The sequence below is a fragment of the [Mycobacterium] fortunisiensis genome, assembly GCF_019050325.1.
Lineage (GTDB): Bacteria > Actinomycetota > Actinomycetes > Mycobacteriales > Mycobacteriaceae > Mycobacterium > Mycobacterium fortunisiensis.
On record NZ_VOMB01000016.1, the window covers coordinates 110,607 to 124,345 of the forward strand.

General features: G+C 65.1%; 14 protein-coding genes. 8 read left to right on the plus strand and 6 right to left on the minus strand.

What is annotated here, in order from left to right; genetic code table 11:
* Positions 1-6: 6 nt before the first annotated feature.
* Positions 7-1,488, minus strand: a complete 1,482-nt coding sequence (locus FR943_RS10785; RefSeq protein WP_217156805.1) for a cytochrome P450 — start codon at positions 1,486-1,488, stop codon at positions 7-9.
* A gap of 129 nt (positions 1,489-1,617) precedes the next feature.
* Here FR943_RS10785 and FR943_RS10790 point away from each other — a divergent pair, with 129 nt between their 5' ends.
* Positions 1,618-2,271 (plus strand): TetR/AcrR family transcriptional regulator, encoded by a 654-nt coding sequence (locus tag FR943_RS10790; protein ID WP_217156806.1) that lies wholly within the window; start codon positions 1,618-1,620, stop codon positions 2,269-2,271.
* Positions 2,272-2,293: 22 nt separating this feature from the next.
* Positions 2,294-3,175 (plus strand): SDR family oxidoreductase, encoded by an 882-nt coding sequence (locus FR943_RS10795; RefSeq protein WP_217156807.1) that lies wholly within the window; start codon positions 2,294-2,296, stop codon positions 3,173-3,175.
* Here FR943_RS10795 and FR943_RS10800 read toward each other — a convergent pair.
* Genes FR943_RS10800 through FR943_RS10810 form a run of 3 tightly spaced genes read right to left on the minus strand, consistent with a single transcriptional unit; the run spans position 3,172 to position 6,032 of the window.
* On the minus strand, positions 3,172-4,350 hold the full coding sequence (locus tag FR943_RS10800) for an AAA family ATPase (RefSeq protein WP_217156808.1): 1,179 nt from the start codon (positions 4,348-4,350) through the stop codon (positions 3,172-3,174). The genes FR943_RS10795 and FR943_RS10800 overlap by 4 nt on opposite strands.
* Before the next feature lie 10 nt (positions 4,351-4,360).
* Positions 4,361-5,425 (minus strand): DNA polymerase IV, encoded by a 1,065-nt coding sequence (locus tag FR943_RS10805; RefSeq protein WP_217156810.1) that lies wholly within the window; start codon positions 5,423-5,425, stop codon positions 4,361-4,363.
* Between the two features lie 4 nt (positions 5,426-5,429).
* Entirely contained in the window at positions 5,430-6,032 is a 603-nt protein-coding gene (locus tag FR943_RS10810) for a TetR/AcrR family transcriptional regulator (RefSeq protein ID WP_217156812.1), read from the minus strand.
* A 92-nt stretch (positions 6,033-6,124) separates the two neighbouring features.
* Here FR943_RS10810 and FR943_RS10815 point away from each other — a divergent pair, with 92 nt between their 5' ends.
* The 4 genes from FR943_RS10815 to nrdE all read left to right on the plus strand — a co-directional run bounded on the left by FR943_RS10815 (position 6,125) and on the right by nrdE (position 10,035).
* Positions 6,125-6,667, plus strand: coding sequence for an NADPH-dependent FMN reductase (locus FR943_RS10815; RefSeq protein WP_217156814.1), 543 nt, complete (start codon positions 6,125-6,127; stop codon positions 6,665-6,667).
* Positions 6,668-7,170: 503 nt separating this feature from the next.
* Positions 7,171-7,410, plus strand: coding sequence for a redoxin NrdH (locus FR943_RS10820; protein ID WP_217156816.1), 240 nt, complete (start codon positions 7,171-7,173; stop codon positions 7,408-7,410).
* A gap of 37 nt (positions 7,411-7,447) precedes the next feature.
* Positions 7,448-7,900: a class Ib ribonucleoside-diphosphate reductase assembly flavoprotein NrdI gene (nrdI, locus tag FR943_RS10825; protein ID WP_217156818.1), complete on the plus strand. Its 453-nt coding sequence runs from the start codon at positions 7,448-7,450 to the stop codon at positions 7,898-7,900.
* Positions 7,867-10,035, plus strand: coding sequence for a class 1b ribonucleoside-diphosphate reductase subunit alpha (nrdE, locus tag FR943_RS10830; protein WP_308170524.1), 2,169 nt, complete (start codon positions 7,867-7,869; stop codon positions 10,033-10,035). The genes nrdI and nrdE overlap by 34 nt, the downstream gene beginning before the upstream one ends.
* Before the next feature lie 133 nt (positions 10,036-10,168).
* On the opposite strand, the gene FR943_RS10835 is transcribed toward nrdE, so the two are convergent.
* Positions 10,169-11,050 (minus strand): exodeoxyribonuclease III, encoded by an 882-nt coding sequence (locus tag FR943_RS10835; RefSeq protein WP_217156820.1) that lies wholly within the window; start codon positions 11,048-11,050, stop codon positions 10,169-10,171.
* Between the two features lie 197 nt (positions 11,051-11,247).
* Here FR943_RS10835 and FR943_RS10840 point away from each other — a divergent pair, with 197 nt between their 5' ends.
* On the plus strand, positions 11,248-12,489 hold the full coding sequence (locus FR943_RS10840) for a Fic family protein (RefSeq protein ID WP_217156821.1): 1,242 nt from the start codon (positions 11,248-11,250) through the stop codon (positions 12,487-12,489).
* Positions 12,490-12,539: 50 nt separating this feature from the next.
* Here FR943_RS10840 and FR943_RS10845 read toward each other — a convergent pair whose 3' ends face one another.
* Entirely contained in the window at positions 12,540-12,911 is a 372-nt protein-coding gene (locus tag FR943_RS10845; protein ID WP_217156828.1) for a DUF5997 family protein, read from the minus strand.
* A 28-nt stretch (positions 12,912-12,939) separates the two neighbouring features.
* On the opposite strand from FR943_RS10845, the gene FR943_RS10850 reads away from it, so the two are divergent.
* Complete coding sequence (locus FR943_RS10850) at positions 12,940-13,653, plus strand: LysR family transcriptional regulator substrate-binding protein (RefSeq protein WP_217156830.1); 714 nt, start codon at positions 12,940-12,942, stop codon at positions 13,651-13,653.
* Positions 13,654-13,739 lie beyond the last annotated feature (86 nt).

A 13,739-nucleotide genomic window follows, 5' to 3' on the forward strand; every position in this document is an offset into this window, starting at 1 on the left:
GGCAGCTCAACCCAAGGGGCGCAGCACGATCGGCATGCCGTCGATCGGCACCGGCATGCCGCCGTAGTCATAATGCGGCCAGTAATCCGGGCTGGCCAGCTCCAGCTTGTAGCGACGCAGCAGCCGGTGCATCACGGTCTTGATCTCCAACTGGCCGAACACCATGCCGATGCACTTGTGCGCACCCCCGCCGAACGGGGCGAACGCGTAACGGTGGCGCTTGTGCTCACTGCGCGGTTCGGCGAAACGGTCCGGGTCGAACTTCTCCGGGTCCGTCCACAGCTCGGGCAGCAGGTGGTTGATCGACGGCCACGTCACCACGCTCATCCCGGCCGGGATGAAGTAGCCGAGCAGATCGGTATCGCGCACGGCCTGGCGGAAGTTGAACGGCAGCGGCGTCATCATTCGCAGTGCCTCGTTGATCACCAGGTCGTAGGTTTCCAGCTTGTCCAGCGCCTCGAAGTCCAGCGGCCCGTCGCCGATCCGGGCGGAATCGTCGCGCAGCCGTTCCTGCCATTCCGGGTTGGCCGCCAGGTGATAGGCCATCGTCGTCATCGTCGAGGTGGACGTGTCGTGGGCGGCCATCATCAGGAAGATCATGTGGCTGATGATCTGGTCATCGGTGAAGCTCTGCCCGTCCTCGTCGGCGGAGTGACACAGCACGCTGAACATGTCGGTGCTCTCGGAGCGCCGCTTCTCGCTGATCCGGCTGGCGAAGTATTCCTCGAGGGTCTTGCGGGCCTGGATGCCGCGCCACCACTTCAGCGGCGGTACCGGCGTGCGCACGATCGCGTTGCCGGCCCGGGTGGTGGTGGTGAACGCGTTGTTGACGGTGGTGACAAGAGCGCGGTCAGTACCGGCCGGCACACCCATGAACACCTCCGACGCGATGTCGAGGGTGAGCTCCTTCATCGCCGGGTGCAGCAGGAAGCGCGGGTCGTTGGCGACCCAGTCGTTGGCCAGCACCGCCGACGCCACCGAATCGATGTGCGAGATGTAACCGCTCAGCCGCGTGCGGGTGAACGCCTCCTGCATGATCCTGCGGTGGAACATGTGCTCATCGAAGTCGAGCAGCATCAGGCCACCCTCGAAGAACGGCCCGATCACCGGGTCCCACGCGCGTTGCGAGAAGTCCTTGTTGCGGTTGGAGAACACCGCCTGGGTGGCATCGGGGCCGAGCGCCATCACCGACGACAGTGCCGGCGACTCGATGAAGTACATCGGCCCGTGCTTGCGGTACATCTCCAGGACGAACTCGGGCCCGCCGCGGAAGATCTCGATCATGTGACCGATGATCGGCAAACCGGAGTCGCCGAAGATCGGCTTGAGTCCGCTGCCGGCCGGTGGTTCGGCCAACACGAACTCGTCCCACTGCTTGGCCTTGAGGCGCTTTTCCAGCGCACCCATGCCGGGCAGCGTGTTGGGCGTCGGCGTGAACCGACGCCTTGCCTGGTCCAGCAGGTAGTTCGGGGTGCTGATGGTTGCCATGGGCCGCTCCTGACCGTTCAGAGGCTGACGAGATGTGGTCGATGTCACCACTTGAGGCCATCCTGACTGCCAGACTTGACGCATGTCAAGTTTTGATCTGGCGCGTCGCGAGTGCAAAGGTCTAATGCCATGACCGCCGATTCGATACCGGGGAGCAACAGCAGCTCCACCGGGCGTCCGCAGGCTCGTCTCAGCCGGGGGGACCGGCAACGCGAGGCCATCGTGACGGCTGTGCGGGAACTGCTCGAAGAGGAATCGTTCGCCGATCTGTCGGTGAGCACCATCAGCGAGCGCGCCGGGGTGGCCCGGTCGGGTTTCTACTTCTACTTCGACTCCAAGTACGCCGTACTGGCCGTGATCCTGGCCGACGCGATGGAAGAACTGGCCGCGCTCACACACAACTACGCACCCCGTGAGGTCGACGAGACACCCCCCGCCTTCGCCAAGAGGATGGTCGGCAGCGCGGCCACCGTGTTCGCCACCAACGACCCGATCATGGCGGCCTGCACCATCGCGCAGAACACCGACGCCCAGATCCGCGATCTGATGAACGACTTCGAGGACGCCGTGATCGACAAGATCGTCGGGCTCATCGAGCAGGATCACGGCGCCCACCCGATCTCCGACGATCTGCCCGCGTTGGTCCGCACGTTGGTGGCGACGACGGCGATGACGCTGTCGCACGACTCCGCCTTCGTCGGGCGGGTCACCGATCCGGCGCGGGCGCTCGACGTGGTGGAGCGACTGTGGCTCAACGCACTGTGGGGTGGCCAGGACGGCTAGCTTCACAGGTAAGGTCAGCGCCATGGGGAGTGATACCGCGGGTAACGGTCGGGCGGGCTTTGCGGGTAAGAAGTGTCTGATCACCGGCGCGGCCAGCGGCATCGGCCGGGCCACCGCCCTCACGCTGGCGGCCCAGGGCGCTGAGCTGTATCTGACCGACCGGGACGAAGTCGGACTGGCCCAGACGGTGGCCGACGCCAAGGCACTCGGCGCCGAGGTGCCCGCACACCGGGCGCTGGACATCGCTGATTACGACCAGGTGGCAGCTTTCGCCGCCGACATCCATGCCACGCATTCCTCGATGGATGTGGTGATGAACATCGCCGGGGTGTCGGCCTGGGGAACCGTCGACAAACTCACCCACCAACATTGGCGGTCGATGATCGACGTCAACTTGATGGGCCCGATCCATGTGATCGAGACCTTCGTGCCGCCGATGGTGGCGGCCCGCCGTGGCGGGCACCTGGTGAACGTGTCCTCGGCCGCGGGCATCGTCGCACTGCCGTGGCACAGCGCCTACAGTGCCAGCAAGTACGGGCTGCGCGGGCTCAGCGAAGTGCTGCGCTTCGACCTGGCCCGGCACCGTATCGGGGTGTCGGTGGTGGTGCCGGGCGCCGTGAAAACCGGTCTGGTACAGACGGTTCAGATCGCCGGCGTGGACCGCGACGATCCGAATGTGCAGAAGTGGGTGGACCGCTTCGCCGGGCACGCCATCTCCCCGGAGAAGGCCGCCGACAAGATCCTGGCCGGGGTGCAGCGCAACCGCTTCCTGATCTACACCTCCGCCGACATCCGCGCGCTGTACACCTTCAAGCGGGTGGCGTGGTGGCCCTACAGCGTGGCGATGCGTCAGGTCAACGTGATCTTCAGCCGGGCACTGCGGCCAAAAACCGTGCAGCGCTAACGTTTTCCCCAGTGCCACGATGGGGTGTTGAGGCTGCCGAGCCCCTGCACCTTCGTCTCCCCCCACTGTTTGTAGAGCTCCACCTCGATCGCGGCGCCGCGCTCTTCGTCGCCGACCGGGGTGGTCTCCAGGAAGTCCAGCAGTGCACGCGAGTGGGTCACCACCACGACCTGCGTCTTCGTCGCTGCGGTGCGAATGAGGGTGGCCAATGGGCGGACCAGATCGGGGTGCAGTGACGTCTCCGGCTCGTTCAGCACCATCAGCGACGGTGGCCGAGGACTGGCCAGCGCCGTCGCCCACAGCAGGAAACGCAGTGTGCCATCGGATAGTTCGGCGGCGCGCAACGGCCTGAGCATGCCCTGCTGGCGCAGCTGCAGATCGAAGAGCCCGTCATTGACCGCCACCGAGATCGTGGCGCCTTCGAACGCCTCGGCCACTGCTCGGGCCAGGTCATCGAAGGTCGTCTCGACGATCGTCTGGATCGCCGCGGCCAGATCGGAGCCGTCATCGGAGAGCACGGGGGTGCGGGTGCCGACGTGGGGTTGGCGGGCCGGGGCCCCGGCGTCGACCCGGAAACCGTCGTAGAACCGCCAGTTGCGCAATCGCTGCGACACCGCCGACAGTTCCGGAAGGGCGTGCGGATGGGCGTACTCGGCCAGCACGCTGTGGTAGCTGGGCAGCGAGCGGGTGAGCTCCTCGAAGCCTCTGCCGGTGTGCGAAGCCACCTCGGCGTATTCGCGGGTGCGGCGCACCAGTGCCGAGGCGGGACGCAGCACCGGCCCGGCGAACACCACCTCGCGCTTGATCTCCGGGTCGAGCGCGAACGCCGACGGTTCGCCGCCCGACCCGGCCATCTGCGGCAGACCCAGATCGACCAGATAACCGAAATCGTCGGCGGTGAAGCCGAGTTCGAGAGACACCGGACGGTTTCGGGTCGTGCCCTGGGCGTACTCGGACGGCTGCTCAGGCCCCGCCCACAGCACTGACTGCAGGCCGCCTTCGCGGGCCAGTGACCCGATCACCTGGCCTCGTCCGCAGTCGGCCAGCAGTCGCAGTGCGCGATAGATGGACGACTTGCCGGTGCCGTTGGCGCCGGTGACCACGGTGAGGTTGGCCAGCGGCAGGATCACCTCCCGCAGTGAGCGGTAGCCCCGAATCGCGATGGTCTGCAGCATGGGGTCGAGGTTATTTGTGGGTCCCGACACTCGGGGCAGCGGGAAGCCCGTTCATGGCCAACTCCAGACGCACACCCAACAGCCGGATCGGCCGGTCGAGGTCGAATTGATCGAACACCGCCAGCGCGGTGTCGGTGATGACGCCGGCGTCGGTGCCGGGTGTGCCGAGCTTGCGGATCTTGGTGCGGGTGTAGAAGGTGCTGGTGCGTACCGTGACCGCCACCCGGGTGACGATGCGGCCCTGCTCGGCCACCTCGTCGAGGGTCCGCCGGGTGAGCTCGCGGATCGCGTCGTCCATCTCGGTGCGCTCGGTGAGGTCTTGCGGGAACGTGATGACGTGGCTGCGTGAGCGGGGGATCCACGGCTCGGAACTCACCTCGGTGTCACCGCCGCCTTTGGCCAGCAACAGGATCCACAGCCCGGTGCTCGGCCCGAAGGCGGCCGTGAGCACGGCGGCATCGGTTGACGCAAGGTCGGCCACCGTGGTGATCCCCAGTGCGGCAAGCTTTTGGGTGGTCTTGGGTCCGATGCCCCACAGCGCATCGGTGGGACGGTCACCCATCACCGACATCCAGTTGGCTTCGGTGAGCAGGTACACACCTGCGGGTTTCGCCAGCCCCGTCGCCACCTTGGCCCGCTGCTTGTTGTCACTGATACCCACCGAGCAGGACAGCCCCGTCTCGGCGGCGATGACGGTGCGGATGCGCTCGGCCAGCTCGACCGGATCGTTGACCTCCGCGCCCAGATAGGCCTCATCCCAGCCCCACACCTCCAGGGGATGGCCGAGATCACGCAGCAGACCCATCACCTGGTCCGAGGCCGCGTCGTAGGCGTCCGGATCCGACGGTAGGAAGGTCGCCTCGGGGCACTTGCGTGCCGCGGTGCGCAACGGCATGCCGGCATGTACGCCGAACTCGCGGGCCTGATACGACGCGCAGGTGACCACTTTGCGGGGCTCGGTGGGGTCACCGCTGCCGCCGACGATGACCGGCAGGCCTTCCAGTTCGGGATGGCGCCGCAGCTCCACCGAGGCCAGGAACTGGTCCAGGTCGACATGCAGCACCCAGGCGGTCATGGCACTAGTGACCGCACAGCTTGCGGGCGGTGTCCTGCCAGGCCGTCGAGAGCTCGTCGAGGCTGCGGCCGAGGCCGAGTTGGTGTGCCACGTAGTCGGGGTCCAGCAGTGCCAGCAGGGCATCGGCCTGGGCGTCGAGATTGCCGGTGGTCTCCGCGGTTTCGAGCAGCATCCGGATGTGTGTGCGATGCAGCGCGAACGGGCCGGTGTAGCGCAGGGCGGGGTCGCGGATGGCATCCGAGAGCAGGGCCTGGTGGCAGTGCACGAACCGAAGCCGGTCCTCGCCATAGGCCAGCAGGCGTTCCAGCGGGGGTGCGCCGGGGCCGAGCGGCGGCGGACCGAACATGAAGGCGTTCTGTTCGGCGGTCTCGTCTTCGTCGAGCAGGACCATCATCAGCCCCGCCCGGCTGCCGAACCTGCGGAAGACGGTTCCTTTCCCGACGCCGGCGGCGACCGCGATATCGTCGGTGCTGACCGCGTCGGGTCCGCGTTCGGCGATCAGGCGGCGCGCGGCATCGAGGATCAGCACGCGGTTTCGGGCGGCATCGCCGCGTTCTGGTGGCGCCGGGTCGATACGCGCGAGCGGCGGGCGGTCAGTGGCTGCCACAACTGCACTTTAACTCAGGCGGAATTAATCGGACCACAGTCCGGTTGATTGTTGCGAAACTGTGGGGCGGGGACGAACTCAAGGAGGGTCATATGGCTGATATCACGGTGCTGGTGTTGGTGGGAAGCCTGCGGAAAGCGTCGATCAATCGGCAGCTCGCCGAGTTGGCGATCGAACAGGCGCCGGACGGGGTGCAGCTGAAGCTGTTCGACCGGCTGGGGGAGTTGCCCTTCTATAACGAGGACATCGACACCGATGGTGTGGCCGAACCGGTGGTCGCGCTGCGCGCAGCGGCCGCCGAGGCCGACGCGACGCTCGTCGTCACCCCCGAGTACAACGGCAGCATCCCGGGTGTGCTGAAAAATGCCATCGACTGGCTGTCGCGGCCGTGGGGCAACGGCGCGCTCAAGGACAAGCCCCTGGCCGTAGTGGGCGCCGCGCTCGGCCAGTACGGCGGGGTCTGGGCGCACGACGAGACCCGCAAGTCGTTCGGCATCGCCGGGCCGCGGGTGGTCGAGGATCTCAAGCTGTCGGTGCCCTCCAAATCGCTCGACGGCAAGCATCCGAGGGAGAACACGGAGGTCGCCGAGGCGCTGCGCGACATTGTGGGCAAGCTCACAGCCGAGGTCGGCTGAGACCTCGTCATCGCTTTTTGCCGTCCGCGAGGGTTTACGGCAAAATTCCTGCCGCCGATCGGGTCGTACGACCCGATCGGCGGCTTTGCTATTGGGGGATCGGCGGTATCGCGTCCGGTCATCTTGTCGGTGGCTGGTGCTACATCTAGGGGTGCGGCGCGACACGGTCTGTCAAGTCGAGTGCGACACGCCGCGACAGTGGCGGCTGGCAAGCTTACGACCTGGGAATTCCAGAAATGTTATTCAGAACATGTTGTATGGCTTCGAACCGTCGGCCACTAGGTGTAGTGTCTGTGAGACCGACAGGCCACCACAGTTCGGGAGCCGGCCGGAGCGCAGCGAATCCGGCCGAGTCGGTTTCAAGACCAGCCGGAGAGCGGCTTCGACCGGCAGGAATTTTGGCGGCCCGAAGGTCGCTGAACATCAGTGAAACGTCGTTACCCGATCAGTTGCCAGTCACCTGTCCAGTTTCTTCACTTTCCGCAAGAGGAGCCGTACCGAAGATGACCGTCACCGTGTACACCAAGCCCGCATGCGTGCAGTGCAACGCCACCTACAAGGCGCTGGAAAAGCAGGGCATCGAGTTCGAGAAGGTCGACATCACCCTCGACAGTGAAGCCCGCGACTACGTCATGGCGCTCGGTTACCTGCAGGCCCCGGTGGTGGTGGCCGGTAACGATCACTGGTCGGGCTTCCGGCCGGACCGGATCAAGGCCCTCAGCACAGTCTCGGCCAGCGCGTAACGGAGGTCATCACAACGGGGAGAGGATGGGGGAAACGATGAGCCATCTCGTCTACTTCTCCAGCGTCTCGGAGAACACCCACCGCTTCGTCCAGAAGCTCAAGTGGCCCGAGGAGCTTGTCACCCGGATTCCGCTGCACGGCCGCATCGAGGTGAACGAGCCCTATGTGCTGATCCTTCCCACCTACGGCGGCGGCCGGGCCACCCCCGACATCAACAACGGTGGCTACGTGCCCAAGCAGGTCATCGCGTTTCTCAACAACGAACACAATCGGTCGTTGATCCGCGGCGTCATCGCCGCGGGCAACAACAACTTCGGTGCGGAATTCGCCTACGCGGGCAATGTGGTCTCGCGGAAATGCGGTGTGCCGTACCTCTATCGCTTCGAACTCATGGGAACCCCGGACGATGTGGAAGCCGTCCGCGCGGGGTTGAAAGACTTTTGGAAGGACCAGACGTGCCACCAACCGTCACAGCTGCAGAGCCTGTAACCACTCCCGGGCACAGCCTGCCCGGCGAGACCGATTACCACGCGCTCAACGCGATGCTGAATCTGTACGACGCCGACGGCAAGATTCAGTTCGACAAGGATGTGCTCGCCGCGCGCGAGTACTTCCTGCAGCATGTCAACCAGAACACGGTGTTCTTCCACAGTCAGGACGAGAAGCTCGACTACCTGATCGAGAAGGAGTACTACGAGCGCGAGGTGCTCGACCAGTACAGCCGCAACTTCGTCAAGGGCCTGCTCGATCGGGCCTACGCCAAGAAGTTCCGGTTCCCGACCTTCCTCGGCGCGTTCAAGTACTACACCTCCTACACGCTCAAGACCTTTGACGGGAAGCGCTACCTGGAGCGCTTCGAGGACCGGGTCGTGATGGTGGCGCTGACGCTGGCCGCGGGTGACACGGTGCTGGCCGAGCAGCTCGTCGACGAGATCATCGACGGCCGCTTCCAGCCGGCCACCCCGACCTTCCTCAACTCGGGCAAGAAACAGCGCGGTGAGCCAGTGAGCTGCTTCCTGCTGCGCATCGAGGACAACATGGAGTCCATCGGGCGCTCCATCAACTCGGCCCTGCAGCTGTCCAAGCGCGGTGGCGGAGTTGCCTTGCTGCTGACCAACATTCGTGAGCATGGCGCGCCGATCAAGAACATCGAGAACCAGTCCTCGGGTGTCATACCGATCATGAAGCTGCTGGAGGATTCCTTCTCCTACGCCAACCAGCTGGGTGCCCGCCAGGGGGCCGGCGCGGTGTACCTGCATGCCCATCACCCCGATATCTACCGGTTCCTGGACACCAAGCGGGAGAACGCCGATGAGAAGATCCGGATCAAGACGCTGTCGCTGGGTGTGGTGATCCCCGACATCACCTTCGAGCTGGCCAAGAAGAACGAGGACATGTACCTGTTCTCGCCGTACGACGTCGAGAAGGTCTACGGGGTTCCGTTCGCCGACATCTCGGTGACCGAGAAGTACTACGAGATGGTCGACGACGCACGGATCCGCAAGACCAAGATCAAGGCGCGCGAGTTCTTCCAGACGCTGGCCGAGCTGCAGTTCGAATCGGGCTACCCATACATCATGTACGAGGACACGGTGAACCGGGCCAACCCGATTGCTGGCAAGATCACCCACTCCAACCTGTGCTCGGAGATCCTGCAGGTTTCCACTGCCTCGGAGTTCAACGACGATCTGTCCTATTCCAAGGTGGGCAAGGACATCTCGTGCAACCTCGGGTCGATGAACATCGCGAAGACGATGGACTCACCCGACTTCGCGCAGTCCATCGAGGTGGCCATCCGGGCACTGACCGCGGTGAGCGATCAGACCCACATCTGGTCGGTGCCGTCGATCGAGCAGGGCAACAACAGCTCGCACGCGATCGGCCTGGGGCAGATGAACCTGCACGGCTACCTGGCCCGCGAGCGGATCCACTACGGCTCCGAAGAGGGCGTCGACTTCACCAACATCTACTTCTACACCGTGCTGTTCCACGCGCTGCGGGCCTCGAATCGCATTGCGATCGAACGGGGTACGCGGTTCGGCGGGTTCGAGGACTCGAAGTACGCGTCGGGGGAGTTCTTCGACAAGTACACCGAGCAGGTGTGGGAGCCGGCCACCGACAAGGTGCGGCAGATCTTCGCCGACGCCGAGATCCACATCCCGACGCAGGATGACTGGCGCGCGCTGAAGGCCTCGGTGCAGGAGCACGGCATCTACAACCAGAACCTGCAGGCCGTCCCACCGACCGGGTCGATCTCCTACATCAACCACTCGACCTCGTCGATCCACCCGGTGGCGAGCAAGATCGAGATCCGCAAGGAAGGCAAGATCGGCCGGGTCTACTACCCGGCGCCGTACCTGACCAACGACAACCTGGAGTACTACCAGGACGCGTACGAGATCGGCTACGAGAAGATCATCGACACCTACGCCGCGGCCACTCAGCATGTGGACCAAGGGCTTTCGCTGACGTTGTTCTTCAAGGACACCGCCAACACCCGCGACGTCAACCGAGCGCAGATCTACGCCTGGCGCAAGGGAATCAAGACGCTGTACTACATCCGGTTGCGCCAGATGGCTTTGGAAGGCACCGAGGTGGAGGGTTGCGTCAGCTGCATGTTGTGACGCCCTGACTCCGATTGGCCAGTTATGGCACGCGAATCACGAAAACGCGTGTCACAAGTGGCCATTCGGCTTGAGTGGGCCCACCGTGTTCGCGGATGCCGGCGACGTTCAGCCACTGACCCGTCACCGGTGTTCAACGGAAGGCGTACCGCACCACCACGGGTGCGTGGTCGGATAGCCGCGCGCCGGGTGTGGGTCCCTTGTCGACGGTCACCGACGCGGCGGTCTTCGCGAGCCGCGGCGTGGCCAGGTGGTGATCGATCCGCCAGCCCACGTCCTTGACGAACGACTCGCCGGCCCAACTCCACCAGGACAATGGCCCGGGGCGGTCGCCGTGCACCGTCCGGACCACGTCGACGAGCGTGCGGGGCCCGATCTGTGCGTCCAGCCAGGCGCGTTCCTCGGGGAGGAAGCCCTCCATCTTCTGCGCGGGCCGCCAATTGGTCACGTCGTGCGGAAGATGGGCCAGGTTCAGGTCGCCGAGCAGCAGGAACTCGCGGCCTGCCCCGAGCGCCGCCCGGCGGTTCCGGCGCAGCTCGCGGGCGAACGCCCCCAGGAAGCGCATCTTCCGGTCGTACTTGGCGCCGCCGTCAGGTGTGTCGCGCATGTTGCCCGGCCGTTGCAGGTGTGCCGGCAGGCCGCCCTTCGGCAGGTAGAGGCACGCCACCGTGAGGGGAGTGTGCGCGAGGTCGACCTCGAGGTACCGGCCCTCGTGGGCGTAGACCCTGAGGTCCCGGGTGCGCGGTGGATGCGAGACCCAGGTCCGTACGGCCGCCGGTGCTTCGCGTGTCAGGATCGCGACGCCGTTGCGGCCCGGGACTGAGCCGCAGTCGATTGCCGCGTGATAACCGTCGAATGCGCCGACCTGCTCGGGTGCGCAGCGCAACTCTTGCAGGGCCACGACATCGAGCCTCCGCCCGGCGAGCCAGGACTCGAAGCCCCGACGGCGGGCCGCCCGGATCCCGTTGACGTTGAAGGTGGCGATGCCCAGCGGAGGGCTTGGAGTGTCAGGCATCGGGTGCCGGCGGTTCCGTTCGGAATGCGTCATCGAGTCACTATTTTCGCCCCATACGGTCACCAAAAGCGGCCAACACGGCGACGTCGTTGAGGCATCTATTTTATATAGATGGCGTTCTGCATAAAATAGACGCAGGCGTTGCGCGCGACAGTGATGTAATCGTGGATCCAGATCAGTTGGGGAGGGTGCGAAGGATGTCGTATCGCACGCTGAAGTCGATATTCCATCAGCGCGACGCTGCGGGCGCCGACACGGAAGAGCGCGCGCGTCGGGGGTCGCCATCGGCCATGACCTGGGATTTTCGTCTCGGTGGGCGTCAGATGTTCTGTATGACGACACCTAAAATATCCGTGCTGACAGAGCGGGTAATGATGCTCGACGCGCGGGCGCAGAATGTCTGGGCATCGCTGCCGCTGATTGCTCAATCTCACTACCTCCACTCGATGATCGTCGAAGAGATTCAGGCGACCAACGACATCGAGAACGTCAGGTCTACGCGGCGCGAGATCGCCGATGCCTTGAGATCATTGCAGGACGGCTCGACACAGAAGCGTCGGTTTCGTGAGTTGGTCCGTCTGTATGAGGCACTTGGCGACCGCACGGTGTCGCCGCCGGAGATTCTCGACGACATCCGGGCTCTGTATGACGCGGTGACCGCTGGCGAGGTGGCGCCGGGCGAAGAGCCGGACGGCATCCGGTTTCGCGCCGACACGGTGTCGATCACCTCGGGTCAGAAGGTTGTTCATGTCGGGATGACGCCGGAAAGTGCAATCGATGACGCGCTGACGGTGATGCTCGCTCAACGCCGCGATGAGGAGGTACCGCGGCTGATCCGGGCTGCTGTTTCGCATCTGATCTTCGAAGTCGTCCACCCGTTCTACGACGGCAACGGCCGGACGGGGCGCTATTTGATGGCCCTCGATATCGGCGAACTGCTGTCACCGATCTCGTGGTTCTCGTTGTCGGCGACGATCTTCGACAACAAAGACAACTACTACCGCGCGTTTACGGAGGTCGAACACCCGCTGAACCGAGGGGATGCGACGCCGTTCGTCGAGGTGATGCTCGGGATCTTCAGCGAGGCGCAGCACCGCCTTGCGACTGATCTCGATGAGCGTCGGGAAGCACTCTCTGTGCTACACCAGTGCATCCGCGACATTGGGCGCGTCGTCGACGCTCCGGCTGACATTGACGACGACGGTCGCGCAATCCTTTACCCACTTGGGCAGGCCGCCCTTTTCGGTCCTCGCGGTGTGCTGACGCTCGATGAGCTCACCGATTCGGGGACACGGTCCAAACAGTTCGTCCGATCCAGGGTGCAGAGTTTTGTCGATGCCGGGCTTGTCGATGTGATATCCCGAAAGCCGCTCCGCTTTCAGCTCAGTTCCGCGGGGCGCGCTCTCTGCGGCGTCGCGGTCACCCCGTCGACTGGCTAGTTACTGCACGCAAATCGCGAAATTTCCTGCAATAAGTAGCCATTCGGCGTTTAGTCGCGCCGCGCCGCCTTGAGGCGCCGTTGCTCCTCCAGTACCTCCTGGTAGCTCTCACGTTCTGCGACGAGCCATTCCGGCTTCTCCGCGAGCAGGGCATCGATCTGCTCGGTGGTGAGCGCATTCCCGACGCCGCCGCGGGCCAACCCGGCGATCGAGATGCCCAGCTTGGCGGCCACCAGGTTCTTCGGGTGCGGGCCGTTCTTGCGCAGGTCTTTCAGCCACGGCGGCGGGTCGGCCTGCAGGGCGGCGAGCTCGTCGCGGGTGATCGGGTTCTCCTGGAACTCCGCAGGCGTCGCGGGCAGGTACACGTCCAGCTTCTTGGCCGCCGTGGCGGGTTTCATGGACTGCGCATTCGGCCTGCTCATGGATTCAGCCTATCGGTAACCTGAGGCGGTGACCTCGCAGTCCCTGACCCTCGGGTACGTCCCTGGCGGGACACCCGCGAAGTGGGCGCGGATCTGGGCGGAACGCCACCCCGGGGTCCCGCTGGAGTTGGTCGGTGTCGCCACGGCCGACGCGGCCGCCGCCGTGCGCGACGGCGACGTCGACGTGGCCTTACTGCGGCTACCGGCCGACACGTCCGGGCTGGCCGTGATTCCGCTCTACGAGGAGACGACGGTGGTCGTGGTGCCCACCGATCACGTTCTCAGCGCCGCCGACGAGCTCACCACGGCAGACCTCGACGGCGAGCCGACGTTGCTCCCGCTCGACGATGTCGTCGCCTGGGTGGACGCCCCGGGTAATCCGGTCGATCACCGACCCGAAACCACCAAGGATGCAATAGAACTCGTCGCCGCCGGGATGGGTGCGCTCATCGTCCCCCAGTCACTGGCGCGGTTGTATCACCGTAAGGACCTGACCTACCGTCCGATCGTCGATGCGCCGACTTGTCCTGTGGTGCTTGCTTTCCCAGAGGGGCCGCAGCCGGAACTGGTCGAGGAGTTCATCGGAATCGTGCGCGGCCGCAAGCCCGGCTCGTCGCGGGGACAGGCCCAGCCGGCACCGAAACGCACGGCACGGGAGAAGACGCTCGCCAAGCAGGCCGCTCGCGCGGCCGCGGGCAAGGTTGCCCGTAAGCCGGGCCGGGCCCAGCGCGGCCGACGCTGACGCAGCCGGTGTTTGGTGACGCCGGCGGGACTGGAACCTGCAACGTCCGCCGTGAGAGGGCGGTGAGCTGACCAATTCCTCCACAG

What these genes read in the sequence shown, in the direction of transcription:
- FR943_RS10815 (WP_217156814.1), top strand. Translation starts at nt 6,125, where the DNA reads ATGGCTGATATCACGGTGCTGGTGTTGGTGGGAAGCCTGCGGAAAGCG.
- FR943_RS10800 (WP_217156808.1), bottom strand. Translation starts at nt 4,350, where the DNA reads ATGCTGCAGACCATCGCGATTCGGGGCTACCGCTCACTGCGGGAGGTG.
- FR943_RS10805 (WP_217156810.1), bottom strand. Translation starts at nt 5,425, where the DNA reads ATGACCGCCTGGGTGCTGCATGTCGACCTGGACCAGTTCCTGGCCTCG.
- FR943_RS10845 (WP_217156828.1), bottom strand. Translation starts at nt 12,911, where the DNA reads ATGAGCAGGCCGAATGCGCAGTCCATGAAACCCGCCACGGCGGCCAAG.
- FR943_RS10790 (WP_217156806.1), top strand. Translation starts at nt 1,618, where the DNA reads ATGACCGCCGATTCGATACCGGGGAGCAACAGCAGCTCCACCGGGCGT.
- nrdI (WP_217156818.1), top strand. Translation starts at nt 7,448, where the DNA reads ATGAGCCATCTCGTCTACTTCTCCAGCGTCTCGGAGAACACCCACCGC.
- FR943_RS10795 (WP_217156807.1), top strand. Translation starts at nt 2,294, where the DNA reads ATGGGGAGTGATACCGCGGGTAACGGTCGGGCGGGCTTTGCGGGTAAG.
- FR943_RS10840 (WP_217156821.1), top strand. Translation starts at nt 11,248, where the DNA reads ATGTCGTATCGCACGCTGAAGTCGATATTCCATCAGCGCGACGCTGCG.
- FR943_RS10835 (WP_217156820.1), bottom strand. Translation starts at nt 11,050, where the DNA reads ATGCCTGACACTCCAAGCCCTCCGCTGGGCATCGCCACCTTCAACGTC.
- FR943_RS10820 (WP_217156816.1), top strand. Translation starts at nt 7,171, where the DNA reads ATGACCGTCACCGTGTACACCAAGCCCGCATGCGTGCAGTGCAACGCC.
- FR943_RS10785 (WP_217156805.1), bottom strand. Translation starts at nt 1,488, where the DNA reads ATGGCAACCATCAGCACCCCGAACTACCTGCTGGACCAGGCAAGGCGT.